The organism is Trichococcus collinsii, from assembly GCF_900107505.1.
Classification (GTDB): Bacteria; Bacillota; Bacilli; order Lactobacillales; family Aerococcaceae; genus Trichococcus; species Trichococcus collinsii.
Map to the genome: position 1 here is coordinate 60,223 of NZ_FNQH01000008.1, position 16,038 is coordinate 76,260.

Sequence of the window (16,038 nt, forward strand, 5' to 3'; positions counted from 1 at the left end):
AATGGATGAGGACTCCGCGATTGCGGAAGTCCTTCCTTTTGTTAGAACCACATGAATCCATCATAAATTTAAGGAGTGACACACAGTGACAAGAGCATTGATCAGTGTTTCAGATAAAACAGGCGTTGTAGCATTTGCGCAGGCATTAGCAGCAAAAGGAATCGAAATCATCTCAACTGGCGGAACGAAAAAGGCTTTGGAAGAGGCTGGCGTACCGACTATTTCCGTAGAGGATGTAACCGGCTTTCCTGAAATGATGGACGGCCGCGTAAAAACGTTGCACCCACTGATCCATGGCGGACTTTTGGGCAGACGTGATCTTGCGGACCATATGCAAGCCATGAAAGAGCACAATATTGCACCGATTGATTTCGTTGTCGTCAACCTGTACCCATTCAAAGAAACGATCAGCAAAAACGATGTGACCTTGGCTGATGCCATCGAAAACATCGACATCGGCGGCCCAAGCATGCTCCGCAGCGCGGCTAAGAACTATGCAAGCGTGACTGTTTTGACAGATCCGATCGACTATGAAAAAGTCCTTGCCGAATTGGAAGCTGCAGGCGAAACGACTTTCGAGACGCGCCAAGCTTTGGCTGCAAAAGTGTTCCGTCACACAGCCAGCTATGATGCTTTGATTGCGCAATACTTGACCAATGTGGTCGGCGAAACCGAACCTGAAAAATTGACATTGACTTATGATCTGAAGCAGAGCCTGCGTTACGGAGAAAACGGCCACCAAACCGCGACTTTCTACCAAGAACCGCTTGCTGTGCCGTTCTCGATCGCAAGTGCTGTTCAAATCCACGGAAAAGAATTGTCCTACAACAACATCAAAGATGCTGATGCGGCAATCCGCATCGCCCGCGAATTTGATGAGCCCGCTGTGGTTGCCGTCAAGCATATGAACCCTTGTGGCGTCGGCATCGCTGAAAACATCGACGAAGCCTTCGATCGTTGTTACGCAGCCGACCCTGTTTCCATCTTTGGCGGCATCGTGGTTGCAAACCGTCCCTTGGATGTTGCAACAGCAGAAAAATTGAACAGCATGTTCTTGGAAATCGTCCTTGCACCGAGCTTTTCAGAAGAAGCATTAGCCATCTTATCGAAGAAAAAGAACCTCCGCATCATGACTTTGGATTTCTCTGCAGCAAAAGCCGGCGGAAAAGAATTTGTTTCCGTATTGGGCGGCATGTTGGAGCAGACACAGGACATCAATACAGAAGACGTACCGGCTAACTGGGAAGTCATGACTGACCGTCAACCAACCGAAGATGAAATGAAAGCAATGGATTTTGCCTGGAAAATCGTTAAACACGTGAAGAGCAACGCCATCGTATTGGCAAACAGCAAACAGACAGTCGGCATCGGCGCAGGCCAGATGAACCGTGTCGGATCCGTCAAAATCGCAATCGAGCAAGCTGAAGCGGCCAACGCCATCGAAGGCGCTGTATTAGCGAGTGATGCTTTCTTCCCGATGAACGACAGCGTGGAATATGCTGCCAAACACGGCATCAAAGCAATCGTTCAACCAGGCGGCAGCATCAAGGACCAAGATTCAATCGAAATGGCAAACAAATACGGCATCACGATGCTGAAAACAAGCGTAAGACACTTCAGACATTAAGATGAGATGAAACCCGTTTAGACCCTGAGCACTAAGAGGACAAACGCAAAGCGGGCGCTTTTTGCCCGTGTGCGTTTGTCAGCTTAGGCGGAGGGGTCTGGGTTTCAGAACTCGATTAAGAGACAAAGGATGCACTGTGACCGTTTCCGGTCAAGTGTATCATGTCTCTAAGCGATTGAAATCGCAAGAGCCATGACAAAATCCGTTTAGACCCTGAGCACTAAGAGGGCAAACGCAAAGCGGACGCTTTTTGTCCGTGTGCGGTTGTCAGCTTAGGCACTCAAACGTCACAGTGCGACGTTTGAGGTCGTTAGCATTTTGAGTACTGGCACTAATATCAAGCTTCATATAAAAGGTTGGAGGATCTAACAGATGAAACTTCTTGTAATCGGCAGTGGCGGACGCGAGCATGCCATCGCTAAAAAATTAACTCAAAGCCCGTTGGTGGAGACTGTTTACTGCGCCAAAGGCAACCCAGGGATGGCCCAGGATGGCATCACGTTAGTCGACATTGCGGAAAACGACCATCAAGGATTGGTTCAATTCGTCAAAGACAACAACATTGCTTGGACTTTCGTCGGACCGAAAATCCCGTTGTTTGAAGGGGTTACGGATGCATTTGAAGCGGCTGGACTGAAAGTCTTCGGACCTTCCAAAAAAGCGGCCGACTTGGAATGCTCCAAGCAGTTCGCAAAAGACCTGATGAAGAAATATGGCATCCCGACTGCAGCCTACGAGACATTCGAGGACTATGAAGCAGCGGTTGCTTATGTGGAAGCCAATGGCGTTCCGATCGTCATCAAGGCAGACGGTCTGGCAGCCGGCAAAGGCGTCGTTGTCGCGATGACGATGACGGAGGCTCTGGATGCACTGAACGACATGCTCCTGCAAGGCAAATATGCAGCGGGCAAGCCGAAAGTCGTCATCGAAGAGTATCTTGAAGGGGAAGAATTCTCGTTGTTCGCGCTGGCGAACGGTGCGAAGTATTACTATTCAGGAGTCGCACAGGACCACAAACGCGCCTATGATGGCGACAAAGGCCCTAATACGGGCGGCATGGGCGCTTATTCACCTGTACCGCAAGTATCTGAAGCTATGATTCAAGAAGTGCTGGATACGGTCGTAAAACCGACTGTAGAGGCGATGGTGGCTGAGGGCATCCCATTCAAGGGAGTTGTCTACGCCGGCTTGATGATCACCGCCAAAGGGTTGCGCGTCATCGAATTCAATGCCCGTTTCGGCGATCCGGAAACACAGGTCATCATGAACCAGATGGCTTCCGACTTGGCGCAAGTCATCGATGACATCCTGAACGGAAAAGATCCGATCATCGAAATGTATACCGATCGTTACACGTTGGGTGTCGTTGTTGCCGCTGAAGGTTATCCGGAAGCGCCGATGAAAGATATCCCGTTGCCTGATCTGGATACGGAAAATGCGGACTGCATCGTCTATGCAGCAGGCGTGAAGGCTGGCGAACAAGGTTTGTTGTCCAACGGCGGACGCATCCTGTTGATCGCCGGCCAAGGCGAAACGCTGCAGGACGCGCAGGACAAAGCTTACCGTTATCTGAATGCAAATCCGATTGCGCATACGTTCTATCGTTCCGATATCGGAGCAAAAGCGATTCGTTTTACGGAAAAATAGCAAGTTGAGGGGGAGGCTGCGGTCTCCCTCTTTGTATTTCTTCCCGGGAAAGCTATACTGAATCTAACGGAAATATCCATTTAAGGAGTGATTGATATGGTAAAAACATTGATTCACAGCGGAAAAGTCGGATTGGAAGGTTTGAAATGGGAAGACTGTACGGAACAGCCTGCAGGACCTTCCGAGATAAAAATAAAGGTCAAAGCAGCGGGACTGAATCATCGCGACCTTTTTGCCTTGAGCCAAGTCCATGAGAAGCACCCGGTGGTCATAGGCTCAGATTCTGCCGGCATCGTCGTGGCTGTAGGTGAAGAAGTGACGCGTTTCAAGATCGGCGATGAAGTGATGCTTTATCCCGGAAGCGGTTGGCGCGAGAACAGCGACACAGCCCCGGAAACTTTCACGATCCTCGGGAGTTCCGAGCAGGGCGCGATGGCCGAGGAAATCGTTGTTTCCGAAGAGACTGCTGTCCATAAACCGGCTCATCTGTCTTGGGAAGAAGCAGGCGTCCTGTCCCTGTCCGCGTTGACAGCTTACCGCGCCTTATTCACAAAAGGCGGCGTGTCGGAAGGCATGAAAGTCCTGATTCCAGGCATCGGTGGCGGAGTGGCCAATTATCTGCTGCAATTCGCCAAGGCCGTTGGAGCGACTGTATATGTCACTTCCCGCTCCCAAGAAAAATTGACAAAGGCGCTGCAGCACGGAGCCGACAAAGGCTTGTTGCACGATGAAGATTGGGTGGAAGCGATGGGCGGCGAAAAAGTGGATGTGGTGATCGAGTCGGTTGGAGCAGCCACTTTCGACAAATCGCTGGATGCGGTCCGCAGAGGCGGCACCATTGTGACTTTCGGATCATCGACAGGCGATCTGGTCACCTTCGATCTGCGGAAATTCTTTTACGGACAGTACACGCTGAAAGGTTCGACGATGGGCAGTTTTGAAGAATATGAAGCGATGATCCGTTTTGTTGAGGAACATGAACTCCATCCAGTGGTGGACGCCGTTTATCCTGTAGAGGATTTCAAGGAGGCCTTCATGCGGTTGGAAAATGCCGAACAGACGGGGAAAATCGCCCTGCAGATCGGCTGATCCGTAACAAAAAAATTCCAGTGGGAAAGCAGAACCTCCCCATAACGCTATGCTATACTGAGTATGCTGTTTCAGAAGTTCAGCGCGTAAAATTTTGAGGAGGATTTCCGTGAATATCAGTGAGTTGTTGTTCATCGCATCGATGATTACTTTGATCGTAGGATTTGTGGGTGTGGTGATGATTATTGTGTTGGGTGTGATGGATTTGATGCATATCCATTTGCGCGTCTATGTGAACAGGAAAAAATACATCCGCAACGTAATAATCTTATTGGTCGCCGGAGGTTTATTGAGTGCGGCCTATCTGATGATGAAATGAGAAAACGTCCGTTAAATGCTTGCATTGCGTTCGCATTGCTTGTATAATCGGCTAGAAATCTATTTATAGTAAGCTGAAAAGAATATCCAAAATGAAATGCAGTCAAAGTGCTTTTCCTCCCGCTTGAACGAAGGGGAGGATTGTGCGCTTTTTTTGTACGCTGAAACAACCGAGAAAGGACGATAATGAATGATTATAAATGAATTTGATACCATCGCCGCCATTTCGACGCCGCCTGGGGAAGGGGCCATCGGGATTGTGCGTCTGAGCGGGGATCAAGCGATCCAGATAGCCGATGCCTTATACCGATCCGGGACAAAGCATTTGGCTGACGTCGCCACGCACACCATCAATTACGGTCACCTTTATGATCCGCGCACAGGCGATATGATCGACGAGGTCATGGTTTCCGTCATGCACGGACCGAAGACTTTCACCCGCGAAGATGTCGTGGAAATCAACTGCCACGGCGGTGTCGTGAGCGTCAACCGGATTCTGCAGACGATTCTCCAGAACGGCGCCCGCATGGCCGAGCCAGGGGAATTCACGAAGCGTGCTTTCCTGAACGGCCGGATCGATCTGTCGCAGGCCGAAGCGGTCATGGACTTGATCCGTGCCAAAACCGATCGTGCCATGAATGTGGCTCTGCATCAGTTGGACGGCAAACTGTCCGGCATGATCCGCGATATCCGTCAGATCATCCTGAACACATTGGCTGAGGTAGAAGTGAATATCGACTATCCGGAATACGATGACGTCGAGGAAGTGACGACGAAGTTATTGAAGGAACGAACCATTGAAGTGCGCGGGCACATCCAGCATCTGTTGGATACCGCCAAGCAAGGGAAGATCCTGCGCGAGGGCCTTCAGACAGCCATCATTGGCCGCCCGAACGTAGGGAAATCCAGTTTGCTGAACCGCCTGTTGCGTGAAGAGAAAGCCATCGTTACGGACATCGCCGGCACCACCCGCGATACGATCGAAGAATATGTGAACGTCAGAGGCGTTCCGTTGAAGCTGATCGACACTGCGGGCATCCGCGAAACGGATGACGTCGTGGAAAAAATCGGAGTCGAACGCAGCCGGAAAGCCTTGGCTGAAGCGGATCTGATTCTCCTGTTGATCAACCAGAACGAAGGGCTGACGGAAGAGGACAAACAGCTTCTGGAAGACACGAAAGACATGAACCGCATCATCCTTATGAACAAAATGGATCTGGAAGCGAAGATGACAACCAGTGAGTTGGAACCTTGGAGCGATCCTGAAAGAATCATCGAAACATCGATGCTGAGCGAAACCGGCCTGGACCAACTGGAAAAACAGATTACGAAGATGTTCTTCTCCGGGGAAACCGGCGAGACGGATGCAACCTACGTATCCAACGTCCGCCATATCGCGCTGTTGAATGATGCGATGGATTCGCTGGATGAAGTGCTGAGCGGCATCGAATCAGGCATGCCGATCGATCTCGTCCAGATCGATTTCACCCGTTGCTGGGATCTCCTCGGAGAAATCACCGGCGACAGCGTCCAAGACGAACTCCTCACCCAACTATTTACACAATTCTGTCTTGGAAAATAACAGGATGTGATGATTCGCGTTTAGATACCCGGACGTTGGAGCACCCAGCGAAGTGAACCTCTTTTGTTCACTACGCTGGGTGTGAAACGGGAGCGGTATCTGCGAATCAGAACTCAACTATAAAGGATACGATGAATTGTGTTTAGAGGGTGAGCACTAAGGGGATATTACGAGAACGGCCGTTTTTTGGCCGTGACGTAATGTCAACTTAGGCGGAACCCTCTGCAATTCAGAGTTCAACTAAAATGATAACAACAAATAGATAGCAAAAATGAAAGGAATGGAAAAATGAACAGATTTGAAGCTGGAAGTTTTGATGTGATTGTTGTAGGAGCCGGACATGCTGGATCCGAAGCAGCGCTTGCCGCTGCGCGTATGGGATGCAGCACGATGCTGGTTACGATCGATTTGAACATGGTCGCCTTTATGCCTTGCAATCCATCCATTGGCGGGCCTGCGAAAGGTGTCGTCGTAAGAGAAATTGATGCATTAGGCGGCGAGATGGGACGCAACATCGATAAAACGTATATCCAAATGCGTATGCTGAACACAGGGAAAGGCCCTGCAGTCCAAGCATTGCGCGCACAAGCGGATAAGGATGACTATGCCCATCATATGAAGCATACCATCGAAAAACAGGAGAACCTGCTTTTGAAGCAAGCCATCGTTGAGGAACTGATCGTAGAAGACGGCGAAGTCAAGGGCGTAGTGACGCATACAGGTGCCGTTTACCGTGCTGGGGCTGTCGTCATCACAGCCGGAACCTCTTCCCGAGGAAAAATCATCATCGGGGACTTGGTTTATTCTTCAGGACCGAACAATTCGCAGCCATCCATCAAGTTATCCGAAAATCTGCTTGATCTGGGATTTGAATTGGCGCGCTTCAAGACCGGCACGCCGCCGCGGGTGATGGCTTCGAGCATCGATTATTCCAAAACCGAGGAACAACCCGGTGACGTTGAGCCGAACCATTTCAGCTTCCTTTCCAAAGATGAAGACTATCTGAAAGATCAATTATCCTGCTGGCTGACTTATACGAGTCCGGAAAGCCATGAAATAATCCGCGACAATCTCCACCGGGCGCCGATGTTCACGGGTATCGTGGAAGGCGTAGGTGCGCGTTATTGCCCGTCGATCGAAGACAAAATCGTCCGTTTCAGCGACAAGCCGCGCCATCAGCTCTTCCTTGAGCCTGAAGGCCGCGAAAACGAAGAAGTCTATGTGCAAGGGTTGTCCACCTCATTGCCGGAAGATGTTCAGCTTGATCTGATCCGTTCCGTACCGGGGATGGAAAATGCCCAAATGATGCGGACAGGCTATGCCATCGAATACGATGTCGTAAAACCGCATCAGTTGCGCCTTTCCTTGGAGACAAAATTGGTGAAGAACTTGTTCACTGCCGGCCAAACGAACGGCACATCCGGTTATGAAGAAGCTGCCGGACAAGGCATCGTCGCCGGCATCAATGCCGCTTTGGCTGTACAAGGGAAAGAACCCTTGATCCTGAAACGCAGCGATGGCTACATCGGCGTCATGATCGATGATTTGGTGACCAAAGGAACAATGGAACCTTATCGCTTGTTGACTTCACGCGCCGAGTACCGTCTGTTGCTTCGCCATGACAATGCCGACTTCCGCTTGACCGAAATGAGCCGCGAAATCGGTTTGGTGACGGAAGAACGCTATGAAACATTCCTGGAGAAAAAACAGGCCGTTGAAAAGGAAATCGCCCGCCTTGAAAAAACCCGTCTGAAACCGACTGAAGAACTGCAGGCTTTCCTTACGGAACAAAAATCCGCTCCGCTGAAGGACGGCATTCTGTTTGCCGACCTGCTGAAGCGTCCGGAATTGAAATATGAAGATCTGATCGTTTTTGCGCCGTTTGAAGTAGCCTTACCGAAAGATGTCATCAAGCAAGTGGAAGTGCAGATCAAATATGCAGGCTACATCAAGAAAGCTGCCGAAAAAGTGGATAAACTGAAAAAAATGGAAGAAAAACGCATCCCTGCGAACATCGATTACGATGCAATCAACGGAATCGCGAACGAAGCCAAACAAAATCTGAAGAAGATCCAACCGGAAACAATTGCCCAAGCAAGCCGGATTAGCGGCGTCAACCCAGCCGATATTTCCGTTTTGATGGTCTACGTAACCCAAGGTAAAATCGCTAAAATCGCAGAATAAGAACGGGGCTGTCTCGAGACAGCCTCGTTTTTGCTGTTGTCCGTTAACTTTCTGTGTGAGACTTTCCGTGGTCGAGGGCTCCGCTTTTTTCCTCCGGTGAGCGGAGGCTTCGCCGGAGTTCGGTCCGCATTTTCCGTCATTTTCGAAGAACAAATTATAGTATAATGGAACGTGAACTGAACAAGGAAGGAGAGGCGGGAGGACAGATGCATTACCACCATGAAATCATCGAACCGGATCGGGAACTTCCGGTGTTCTACATTCTCCACAACGAACGGAAGGATTCCAGCGTCCTTGCCCATTGGCACAAATCATTGGAAATCAGCTATACGATGTCCGGAAAAATCAGCGAATTCACCATTACTGGGGCCTTCTACGAAACGAATGCCGACGATATCCTTGTCATCGATTCAATGGAGGGATCAGGGAATGAGAGGTAAGATATGCAGCACTATTTTTACATCAGGGATAACGGCAGGTTTGCTTGCCAGTTGCGGTTCCGGAGAATCGGCGGATCAACAGGATCCAGAACAGCAAGAAAGTGTGCAATCAGCCGATGCCTACGCTGGCGTCGTCAAGACCAGCATCTATGTGAAAGGCTATGAAGGAGGACCGGGCGTGCCGAAGCTCATCATCGAGCTGGAGGATGCGGTCGATAGTGTCGATCCGAGTGGCTGGCAGGTCATGACGGCCGGGGCGGAACGCACGGTGACGGACGTCTACACTGCCGATGAAAACGGGAACCCGCAGGAAAACTCAAACTTCATCGCAATCGATATGGGAACCAGTTTCAATGATGAAACCTTCAGCGTGGTCGGATCCCCGTTCACCTACAATACAATGACATCGATGAATGAATGGTCCCCAGTTTATGAGGTCGTAATCGCTGCGCCTTCGATCACGATCGACGATGGGTTCTACTCTTTGAGCATCACTGAGGATGCCGTGAACAACCGCATCTCCCCGGATACCGATTTGTTCACCGCCAGAGGGTCCTTCACCGGCACTTATGCGAATCCGATGACGGATCTAGAAGAAGAATTGACGCTTTCGACAGCTGCTTATGAGCCGGAAGGACTTGCCGAAGGGGAAGCGAATCCGTTGGTCATCTGGCTGCACGGTCAAGGGGAAGGCGGAACTGATCCCGATATCGCTATACTTGGAAATGAAGTTTCCGCCTTGGCAAAAGAGGAAATCCAGTCCTATTTCCAAACCGATGACGTGACTGGGGCCTACGTTTTGACCGTCCAAACGCCTACTTATTGGATGGATGAAGGGGACGGAACGAACGGCAACGGCAGCGGCGTCTCCCGATACACAGAAATCTTGATGGACACGATCGATGAGTATGTCGCTACCCATCCGGATGTCGATACCGACCGCATCTATCTGGGCGGTTGTTCGAACGGCGGCTACATGACCATGAATATGGCCATCCAATATCCTGACTATTTTGCAGCGGCTTATCCCGTTTGTGAGGCTTATGCTTATTATGAATATGAGCGTAACAGCGACGGCACGTACGTGAAAACGAATGATGAAGCTACCGGAACATCGAGTTTTGTCAAAACAGAGCAAGTTTGGTTTACGGAAGAAAAAATCCAAGCAATCAAAGACTTGCCGATCTGGTTGGTCCAATCCGCTGATGATCCGGTTGTCGTGCCTAGGAACTATCTGTTGCCAACTTACCAAGCACTCGTCCAGTCAGGAGCTGAAAAACACTTGGGTTTCCTACTTTGAAACGGTTGAAGGAACGAACAGTCCGGGCACTACTTACCTAGGCCACTTCGCCTGGATCTACTTGTTCAACAACCAGGTAACGGGCGTTCAGGACAAAGAGGTGATCGAGGCTTCTGCGGATGCTGAAACATTCGGCTTCGAAGCAAGCAACGCTACCGGAGGCGGCGCGGCTGCAGCGACAGTCGGCGAAACCACTTACACAAATATTTTCGAGTGGCTCAACGATCAATCCAAATAAAAAAGCATCATCAAAAATCATCCTTGAGTAAGGATGGCGCATATGCTAAGATGATGACATAACTGCATACGAAAAAAGGGAGCTTGTGTCAGCAGGCTGAGAGGAAGTAATCAACTTCGACCTATTACCTGATTTGGATAATGCCAACGTAGGGAAATAACATTGAATGATTCTATTCAGCGGGAAATGCCTATTCGGACATTTCCCGCTTTTTTTGTCGCATCAAACAAACTATTTGGAGGTAACCCATGTTCAAAACGCTATTCGAAAATGTACAGCAACAGACGCCGCTGGTCCACTGCATCACCAATTACGTCACCGTGAATGATGTCGCCAATGTCCTCTTGGCAGCCGGAGGTTCCCCGATCATGGCGGATGCCCCCGAGGAAGTAGCTGATATCACAAGCATTTGTACCGCCCTGAATCTGAACATCGGAACACTGAACAGCCGAGCTGTGGAGTCGATGCTGCTGGCGGGGCGCCAAGCCAATGCGCTCTCCCATCCCGTCGTTTTGGATCCGGTCGGTGCAGGGGCATCCCCTTTCAGGACTGAGTCGACCTTCAGATTGCTGGAGGACATTGCCTTCACCGTGATCAAAGGGAACATTTCGGAAATGAAGACGATCCATTCCGGCAGCGGCACGACGAAAGGCGTCGATGCTGACATCAGTGATGCTGTGACGGAAGAGACGCTTGAGGCAACTGTCGCGTTCGCTAAGCACTTGGCCGACCGGAATGATGCCGTAGTCGCGATTACCGGCGCGATCGATATCGTCGCGGATCGGGACAAAGCCTACATCATCCGCAACGGACATCCGCAGATGGCGAAGGTTTCCGGAACCGGCTGCATGCTGTCGGCATTGATCGCAGCCTATTGCGGAGCGAATCCGGAGCAGTTGTTGGATGCCACGGCGGCAGCGGTATGCCTGATGGGAGTCAGCGGCGAGTTGGCTTACGAAAGGATGATAAGCAATGCCACAGGAACTTCATCCTACCGCAGCTACATCATCGATGAAATCAGCAAGATGTCGGCCGAAAAACTGGAAGGGGGCGCTAAAATTGAGAGTAGATAAGAATGATTTGCTGCTTTATGCGGTGACCGATCGCCAATGGCTGGGCAATGCGTCTTTGGCGGAACAGCTTGATGAAGCCATCCATGCGGGCGTTACCGTCGTGCAGTTGCGGGAGAAGGAACTGGACTTCGACGCCTTTGTCTCCCTGGGCAAGGAACTGCAGGCCGTGGCCAAACGCCACCGCGTTCCCTTCATCATCAATGATGCCGTCGATGTGGCCTTGGCGCTGGATGCGGATGGCGTCCACGTGGGGCAGAGCGATATGCAGGCGGAAGATGTTCGTAGCCGGATCGGCGAGGAGAAAATTCTGGGCGTATCTGCCCATTCCGTCGAAGAGGCGCTGGCGGCGGAACGGAACGGGGCCGATTATCTGGGCGTTGGCGCCATCTACGGTACAGCGACGAAGCTGGATGTCGACACGCTGTCGATCGAAACGCTACAGCAGATCTGCCAGGCGGTGAGCATACCGGTTGTGGGAATTGGAGGCATCGCTGAAGGGAATATCCTCAACCTGAAGGGCAGCGGCATCGATGGGGTTGCCGTCGTATCCGCTATCTTTGCGCAGCCTGACATAACCGCGGCAGTGAAAAGGCTGCGCCCGTTAGCAGAAGCGATGGTGCAATCATGAAACTGGAAGCAGCCATCTTCGATCTGGACGGGACGCTGCTGGATTCCATGCCGATCTGGCAAGGATTGGGAGAAAATTACTTGCTTCAGAAAAAGTTGCAGCCGGCTCTAGGGCTGCAAGATGCGTTGAAGAAGATGAGCCTGCAGCAAGCCGCACAACATTTTCAAGCGGCCTACGGATTGCACGAAGCCGAAGAAACAATCCTTTCGGAAATAGCAATGCTGATTGCTGATTTTTACCGCTATGAAGTCCCGCTTAAAGCTGGCGTAGCGGAATACCTGCAGCAATTGCAGGCACAGAATGTGAAGATGTGCATCGCCACTGCGACCGAAAGAAATTTGGCCGAGAGCGCTTTGGAGCGTTTGGACATCCGGAAATATTTCAGCACAATCCTGACCAGCAGTGAAGTTAAAGTAGGAAAAGAGGATCCGCTCATTTACCAGCGGGCGCTCGAACAGCTTGGGGCTCCCGCAACGAAGACCGTCGTCTTTGAGGATGCTCTGCATGCCATCGAAACGGCAACGGCAGCCGGTTTCCGGGTAGTCGGCGTCTATGATGAGACGGCGGCACAGGATAAAGAGCGCATCAAAGCGTTGACGGAGCAGTACATCTATTCATTTTCGGATTGGAAAGGATGAGCAAAAATATGAAAACAGTATTGACGATCGCCGGCTCGGACAGCAGCGGCGGAGCGGGGATCCAAGCGGACCTGAAGACGATGATGGCGCATAAAGTCTATGGGATGAGTGTGATCACGGCGCTGACGGCACAGAACACGACAGGCGTGGCCGGAATCATGGAAGTGACGCCCGAATTTGTGGCGCAGCAGCTGGATTGCGTCTTCCAGGATATCCGGCCGGATGCGGTGAAGATCGGCATGGTGTCGAATGCCGAAATCATCAAAGTCATCACTGAGAAGCTGGTCGAATACAAAGCGGAGAATATCGTCGTCGACCCGGTCATGGTGGCCACAAGCGGCAGCAGCCTGATGCAGGACGATGCCAGCCAGGCTTTGCGGACTCTGTTGTTGCCGTTGGCTGATGTGATCACCCCGAATGTGCCGGAAGGAGAGGTGCTGAGCGGTCTCAAAATCGAGACGAAGGCGGATATGCTGGAAGCAGCGGACCGCATCGCTTCAGCAGCGGGAACCAGTGTGCTCCTGAAGGGGGGCCATCTCAAGGACAGCGCCGACGATCTGCTCTTTATGGACGGAAAAGTCAGCTGGTTCGAGTCGGAGCGGATCGAAAACCCGAATACGCACGGCACCGGCTGCACACTTTCCTCAGCCATCGCAGCGAATCTGGCTTTAGGTCACGGACTGGAAGAGAGCATCAGCAAGGCCAAAGCCTACATCACCGGCGCACTCCATGACGGAATGGATCTGGGCAAGGGCAGCGGCCCGCTTAATCACGCTTACCGCATCAACTAAAAAAGAAAACAGGCGCGAGCGCTTGTTTTCTTTTTTATGCTTTAGGCTTGCGGTTGTAGCCGCGTTCCCCGAAAGGGTGCTTGTCGCTCAGCCATTTTTCCTCCAGCTGTCCCAAGGCTTTCTTCTCATTGAAGGAAGGGTCCTCGCTCTTTTTCAGCACTTCCAAAATCGTGAAGGCGAAGGCGTCCTGCCCGAAGTGTTCCCAATCGGCTTGAAGCACCTTGTTGTTGTTCGCCCCCATATTCAAAATGTGTTTCATACCGTTCAAAGTCTTCAGGTTCGGGGTTTTGCCGATGAAAATCTTTTGGTTTTCAGTGTTCTTTACTTCGTAAACGCCGGCTTCGATAGGAACCTCTTCAAATTGGCGACGCAGTTCTTTTTTCTGTTCCATTTCGCTTCCAACTCTCTTTATGGGTTTACTCAAAAGCATACGCAAATTTTGATATTCCGTCAATTGCCATTATCCAAAGGGAGAGACAACAACGGGCAAGAGCCGGACGGGTAAATTCAGTACATTAATTAATCGTCTATCTCCTAACGTTCGGAAATAAGCGATTTAAGATAGTGAAAAATAGGGAATTCTTTCCAAATTCTAAATAAACCCTCATTATTCTGTCGTTTTTGTTTGTTATAATTTTGATTATAGTGAACATTCGGAATTTTGAGTTTTTGCGTAATAGTGGGTTACACCGCTGTTGTCCGCATCCAGTTCATATTCGCGATCGAAGGGAAGATGGAAGATGGGATTACTATTATTCGATTTTGACGGTACCTTGGCAGAAACATGCAAAATCAGCGAAATGGCTACAATGGATACATTTGAACAATTCGGCTATCCCGCCCCAACAGTTGAGCAACTGCGTGAGGATAGAGGGAAGCCCCATTTTGTGAAGTTTACCGGCTATCTGAAGCAGTATGCACTCTCTCCGGTCGAGCTGGATAAGCTGATGGAAGTCTTTTGGGACAAATACGAAAAATATGAAAATATGCTGTTGGAACCATACGATTTATCGCGGGAGTCCTTGATGGAACTGAAAGGGAACGGGCACCATCTGGGTGTGATTTCGAACAAAGCAACCAAAGCTTTGTTGCGCAGTCTTTCTGCAGTGGATCTGTTGGACCTGATGGAAGTGGTCATCGGATTGGAAAATATGGACCAGCACAAACCGAATCCGGAAGGCATCTTCACCGCTTGGGAGAAAATCCCGATGGCGAAAAAAGAAACCGTGATGATCGGTGATACCATCTATGATATGCAGATGGGCAAAATGGCAGGCATAAAGACCGTCGGCATCACCTGGGGAGGGAGTTCCGCCCAAACCTTGCGCGCGGAAAATCCCGATCGCATCGCCAACTGTTTTGTGGAACTGGAAATCATCATCGCAAGTCTGCTTGATTCCTAAATAGATTTTAAAAAGCCGCTGTCCTTTATTCGGGACGGCGGCTTTAATGTTGATTTAGCCCTTGTACAGACCGCTCTTTCAGGATAAAGTAGAGGAGTAGAAAAACAGACGAAGCCAACGATGAAAGGAAACACCTATGAATCCAGAACAATTTGCTGAGGCCCTTGCCGAAAAAGGGATCCTTTTGAATGAAACGCAACTCGAACAATACGCAACTTATTTGCGCTTGTTGCGCGAATGGAACGAAAAAATCAACCTGACGGCCATCACCGAGCCGGATGAAGTCTATCTGAAGCATTTCTATGACTCGATTTCATTGGGATTCCATATGGATTTCACCCAAGAGGAAGTCACGCTTTGCGATGTCGGCGCTGGCGCCGGTTTTCCGAGCATCCCCCTCAAAATCGCCTTCCCGAAATTGCAGGTGACGATCGTGGACTCATTGAACAAACGGATCACCTTCCTGGAAACGCTGGTTTCCGAACTGGGTTTGACGGGGGTCTCTTGCTTCCATGACCGTGCTGAGACTTTTGGACAGAACAAGAAATTCCGCAGCCAATTCGATGTGGTGACGGCGCGTGCGGTCGCGCGTTTGAGCGTCCTGAGCGAACTGTGTCTGCCTTTGGCGAAAAAAGGCGGGATTTTCGTGGCTATGAAAGCGGCAAGCACTGAAGAAGAGCTCCGCGATGCAGAGCGCGCCATCGCAACTCTGGGCGGCAAACTCGAAGAGGATATCTTTTTTGAACTGCCGAATGATGCAGGTGAACGCCACATCGTGAAGATCAAGAAAACGAAAGAAACGCCGAAGACCTACCCGAGAAAAGCCGGGACACCGAACAAAAATCCATTGTAAATCGAAAAAGGAACGGCCCGACCGTCTGCTTCTTTGCAGGCAGGCCGGGCTTTTTGGATTTGAGATGCGAGCATAAAGTGATTTTATGGCATCGGTTTTATCTATCCTATATTTTTCCAAATTTTTTTGTTACAATAGTCTGGTAAAGTTATAGCCTTTTTTATAAATAGACATACTGAGCGATAAATGATGATTCATTTTGAAGAAATGCGTAGGAGAAAAAGCGC

General features: G+C 50.4%; 16 protein-coding genes and 1 riboswitch. Of the genes, 15 read left to right on the top strand and 1 reads right to left on the bottom strand.

Annotated features, from left to right (window positions below; translation table 11 throughout):
• Nucleotides 1-85: 85 nt before the first annotated feature.
• The 13 genes from purH (at nucleotide 86) to thiD (ending at nucleotide 13,555) form a co-directional block, all read left to right on the top strand.
• Entirely contained in the window at nucleotides 86-1,627 is a 1,542-nt protein-coding gene (gene purH / locus BLV66_RS13440) for a bifunctional phosphoribosylaminoimidazolecarboxamide formyltransferase/IMP cyclohydrolase (protein WP_086986320.1), read from the top strand.
• Between the two features lie 372 nt (nucleotides 1,628-1,999).
• Complete coding sequence (gene purD, locus BLV66_RS13445) at nucleotides 2,000-3,274, top strand: phosphoribosylamine--glycine ligase (protein ID WP_086986319.1); 1,275 nt, start codon at nucleotides 2,000-2,002, stop codon at nucleotides 3,272-3,274.
• A gap of 96 nt (nucleotides 3,275-3,370) precedes the next feature.
• Nucleotides 3,371-4,363: a zinc-binding dehydrogenase gene (locus BLV66_RS13450; RefSeq protein WP_093114571.1), complete on the top strand. Its 993-nt coding sequence runs from the start codon at nucleotides 3,371-3,373 to the stop codon at nucleotides 4,361-4,363.
• Between the two features lie 109 nt (nucleotides 4,364-4,472).
• The gene (locus tag BLV66_RS13455; protein ID WP_086986317.1) at nucleotides 4,473-4,682 is read left to right on the top strand and encodes a hypothetical protein; all 210 of its coding nucleotides are present in this window, start codon (nucleotides 4,473-4,475) and stop codon (nucleotides 4,680-4,682) included.
• A 189-nt stretch (nucleotides 4,683-4,871) separates the two neighbouring features.
• The gene (mnmE, locus tag BLV66_RS13460) at nucleotides 4,872-6,263 is read left to right on the top strand and encodes a tRNA uridine-5-carboxymethylaminomethyl(34) synthesis GTPase MnmE (RefSeq protein WP_086986316.1); all 1,392 of its coding nucleotides are present in this window, start codon (nucleotides 4,872-4,874) and stop codon (nucleotides 6,261-6,263) included.
• Between the two features lie 288 nt (nucleotides 6,264-6,551).
• The gene (gene mnmG / locus BLV66_RS13465; protein ID WP_086986315.1) at nucleotides 6,552-8,447 is read left to right on the top strand and encodes a tRNA uridine-5-carboxymethylaminomethyl(34) synthesis enzyme MnmG; all 1,896 of its coding nucleotides are present in this window, start codon (nucleotides 6,552-6,554) and stop codon (nucleotides 8,445-8,447) included.
• A 206-nt stretch (nucleotides 8,448-8,653) separates the two neighbouring features.
• A complete protein-coding gene (locus tag BLV66_RS13470; protein WP_143033141.1) occupies nucleotides 8,654-8,887 on the top strand; it encodes a hypothetical protein in 234 nt (77 codons plus the stop codon).
• Nucleotides 8,877-10,187 carry a prolyl oligopeptidase family serine peptidase gene (locus BLV66_RS13475; protein WP_245826690.1) on the top strand — a complete coding sequence of 437 codons (1,311 nt, stop codon included), beginning with the start codon at nucleotides 8,877-8,879 and terminating at the stop codon, nucleotides 10,185-10,187. Before BLV66_RS13470 ends, BLV66_RS13475 begins: the two co-directional genes overlap by 11 nt.
• Nucleotides 10,188-10,248: 61 nt before the next feature.
• Nucleotides 10,249-10,425 carry a hypothetical protein gene (locus BLV66_RS15830; RefSeq protein ID WP_176974284.1) on the top strand — a complete coding sequence of 59 codons (177 nt, stop codon included), beginning with the start codon at nucleotides 10,249-10,251 and terminating at the stop codon, nucleotides 10,423-10,425.
• 65 nt (nucleotides 10,426-10,490) lie between these two features.
• A riboswitch (TPP riboswitch) is annotated at nucleotides 10,491-10,597 on the top strand.
• 76 nt (nucleotides 10,598-10,673) lie between these two features.
• Nucleotides 10,674-11,498, top strand: coding sequence for a hydroxyethylthiazole kinase (gene thiM / locus BLV66_RS13480; protein WP_086986313.1), 825 nt, complete (start codon nucleotides 10,674-10,676; stop codon nucleotides 11,496-11,498).
• Nucleotides 11,437-12,126 carry a thiamine phosphate synthase gene (gene thiE, locus BLV66_RS13485; RefSeq protein WP_218131857.1) on the top strand — a complete coding sequence of 230 codons (690 nt, stop codon included), beginning with the start codon at nucleotides 11,437-11,439 and terminating at the stop codon, nucleotides 12,124-12,126. The genes thiM and thiE overlap by 62 nt, the downstream gene beginning before the upstream one ends.
• Nucleotides 12,123-12,764 (top strand): HAD family hydrolase, encoded by a 642-nt coding sequence (locus BLV66_RS13490; protein WP_086986311.1) that lies wholly within the window; start codon nucleotides 12,123-12,125, stop codon nucleotides 12,762-12,764. The genes thiE and BLV66_RS13490 overlap by 4 nt, the downstream gene beginning before the upstream one ends.
• An 8-nt stretch (nucleotides 12,765-12,772) precedes the next feature.
• Nucleotides 12,773-13,555 carry a bifunctional hydroxymethylpyrimidine kinase/phosphomethylpyrimidine kinase gene (gene thiD / locus BLV66_RS13495; protein ID WP_086986310.1) on the top strand — a complete coding sequence of 261 codons (783 nt, stop codon included), beginning with the start codon at nucleotides 12,773-12,775 and terminating at the stop codon, nucleotides 13,553-13,555.
• A gap of 34 nt (nucleotides 13,556-13,589) precedes the next feature.
• Here the strand turns inward: thiD and BLV66_RS13500 are convergent, their stop codons facing one another.
• Nucleotides 13,590-13,946 (bottom strand): GIY-YIG nuclease family protein, encoded by a 357-nt coding sequence (locus BLV66_RS13500; protein ID WP_086986309.1) that lies wholly within the window; start codon nucleotides 13,944-13,946, stop codon nucleotides 13,590-13,592.
• Between the two features lie 349 nt (nucleotides 13,947-14,295).
• Here BLV66_RS13500 and BLV66_RS13505 point away from each other — a divergent pair, with 349 nt between their 5' ends.
• Nucleotides 14,296-14,958 (top strand): HAD family hydrolase, encoded by a 663-nt coding sequence (locus BLV66_RS13505; protein WP_086986308.1) that lies wholly within the window; start codon nucleotides 14,296-14,298, stop codon nucleotides 14,956-14,958.
• Between the two features lie 136 nt (nucleotides 14,959-15,094).
• On the top strand, nucleotides 15,095-15,811 hold the full coding sequence (gene rsmG / locus BLV66_RS13510) for a 16S rRNA (guanine(527)-N(7))-methyltransferase RsmG (RefSeq protein WP_086986307.1): 717 nt from the start codon (nucleotides 15,095-15,097) through the stop codon (nucleotides 15,809-15,811).
• Nucleotides 15,812-16,038 lie beyond the last annotated feature (227 nt).

Coding starts and splice junctions, on each gene's coding strand:
- purD (WP_086986319.1), top strand. CDS start 2,000: ATGAAACTTCTTGTAATCGGCAGTGGCGGACGCGAGCATGCCATCGCT.
- BLV66_RS13450 (WP_093114571.1), top strand. CDS start 3,371: ATGGTAAAAACATTGATTCACAGCGGAAAAGTCGGATTGGAAGGTTTG.
- mnmE (WP_086986316.1), top strand. CDS start 4,872: ATGATTATAAATGAATTTGATACCATCGCCGCCATTTCGACGCCGCCT.
- mnmG (WP_086986315.1), top strand. CDS start 6,552: ATGAACAGATTTGAAGCTGGAAGTTTTGATGTGATTGTTGTAGGAGCC.
- BLV66_RS13470 (WP_143033141.1), top strand. CDS start 8,654: ATGCATTACCACCATGAAATCATCGAACCGGATCGGGAACTTCCGGTG.
- BLV66_RS13475 (WP_245826690.1), top strand. CDS start 8,877: ATGAGAGGTAAGATATGCAGCACTATTTTTACATCAGGGATAACGGCA.
- thiM (WP_086986313.1), top strand. CDS start 10,674: ATGTTCAAAACGCTATTCGAAAATGTACAGCAACAGACGCCGCTGGTC.
- thiE (WP_218131857.1), top strand. CDS start 11,437: ATGAAATCAGCAAGATGTCGGCCGAAAAACTGGAAGGGGGCGCTAAAA.
- BLV66_RS13490 (WP_086986311.1), top strand. CDS start 12,123: ATGAAACTGGAAGCAGCCATCTTCGATCTGGACGGGACGCTGCTGGAT.
- thiD (WP_086986310.1), top strand. CDS start 12,773: ATGAAAACAGTATTGACGATCGCCGGCTCGGACAGCAGCGGCGGAGCG.
- BLV66_RS13500 (WP_086986309.1), bottom strand. CDS start 13,946: ATGGAACAGAAAAAAGAACTGCGTCGCCAATTTGAAGAGGTTCCTATC.
- BLV66_RS13505 (WP_086986308.1), top strand. CDS start 14,296: ATGGGATTACTATTATTCGATTTTGACGGTACCTTGGCAGAAACATGC.
- rsmG (WP_086986307.1), top strand. CDS start 15,095: ATGAATCCAGAACAATTTGCTGAGGCCCTTGCCGAAAAAGGGATCCTT.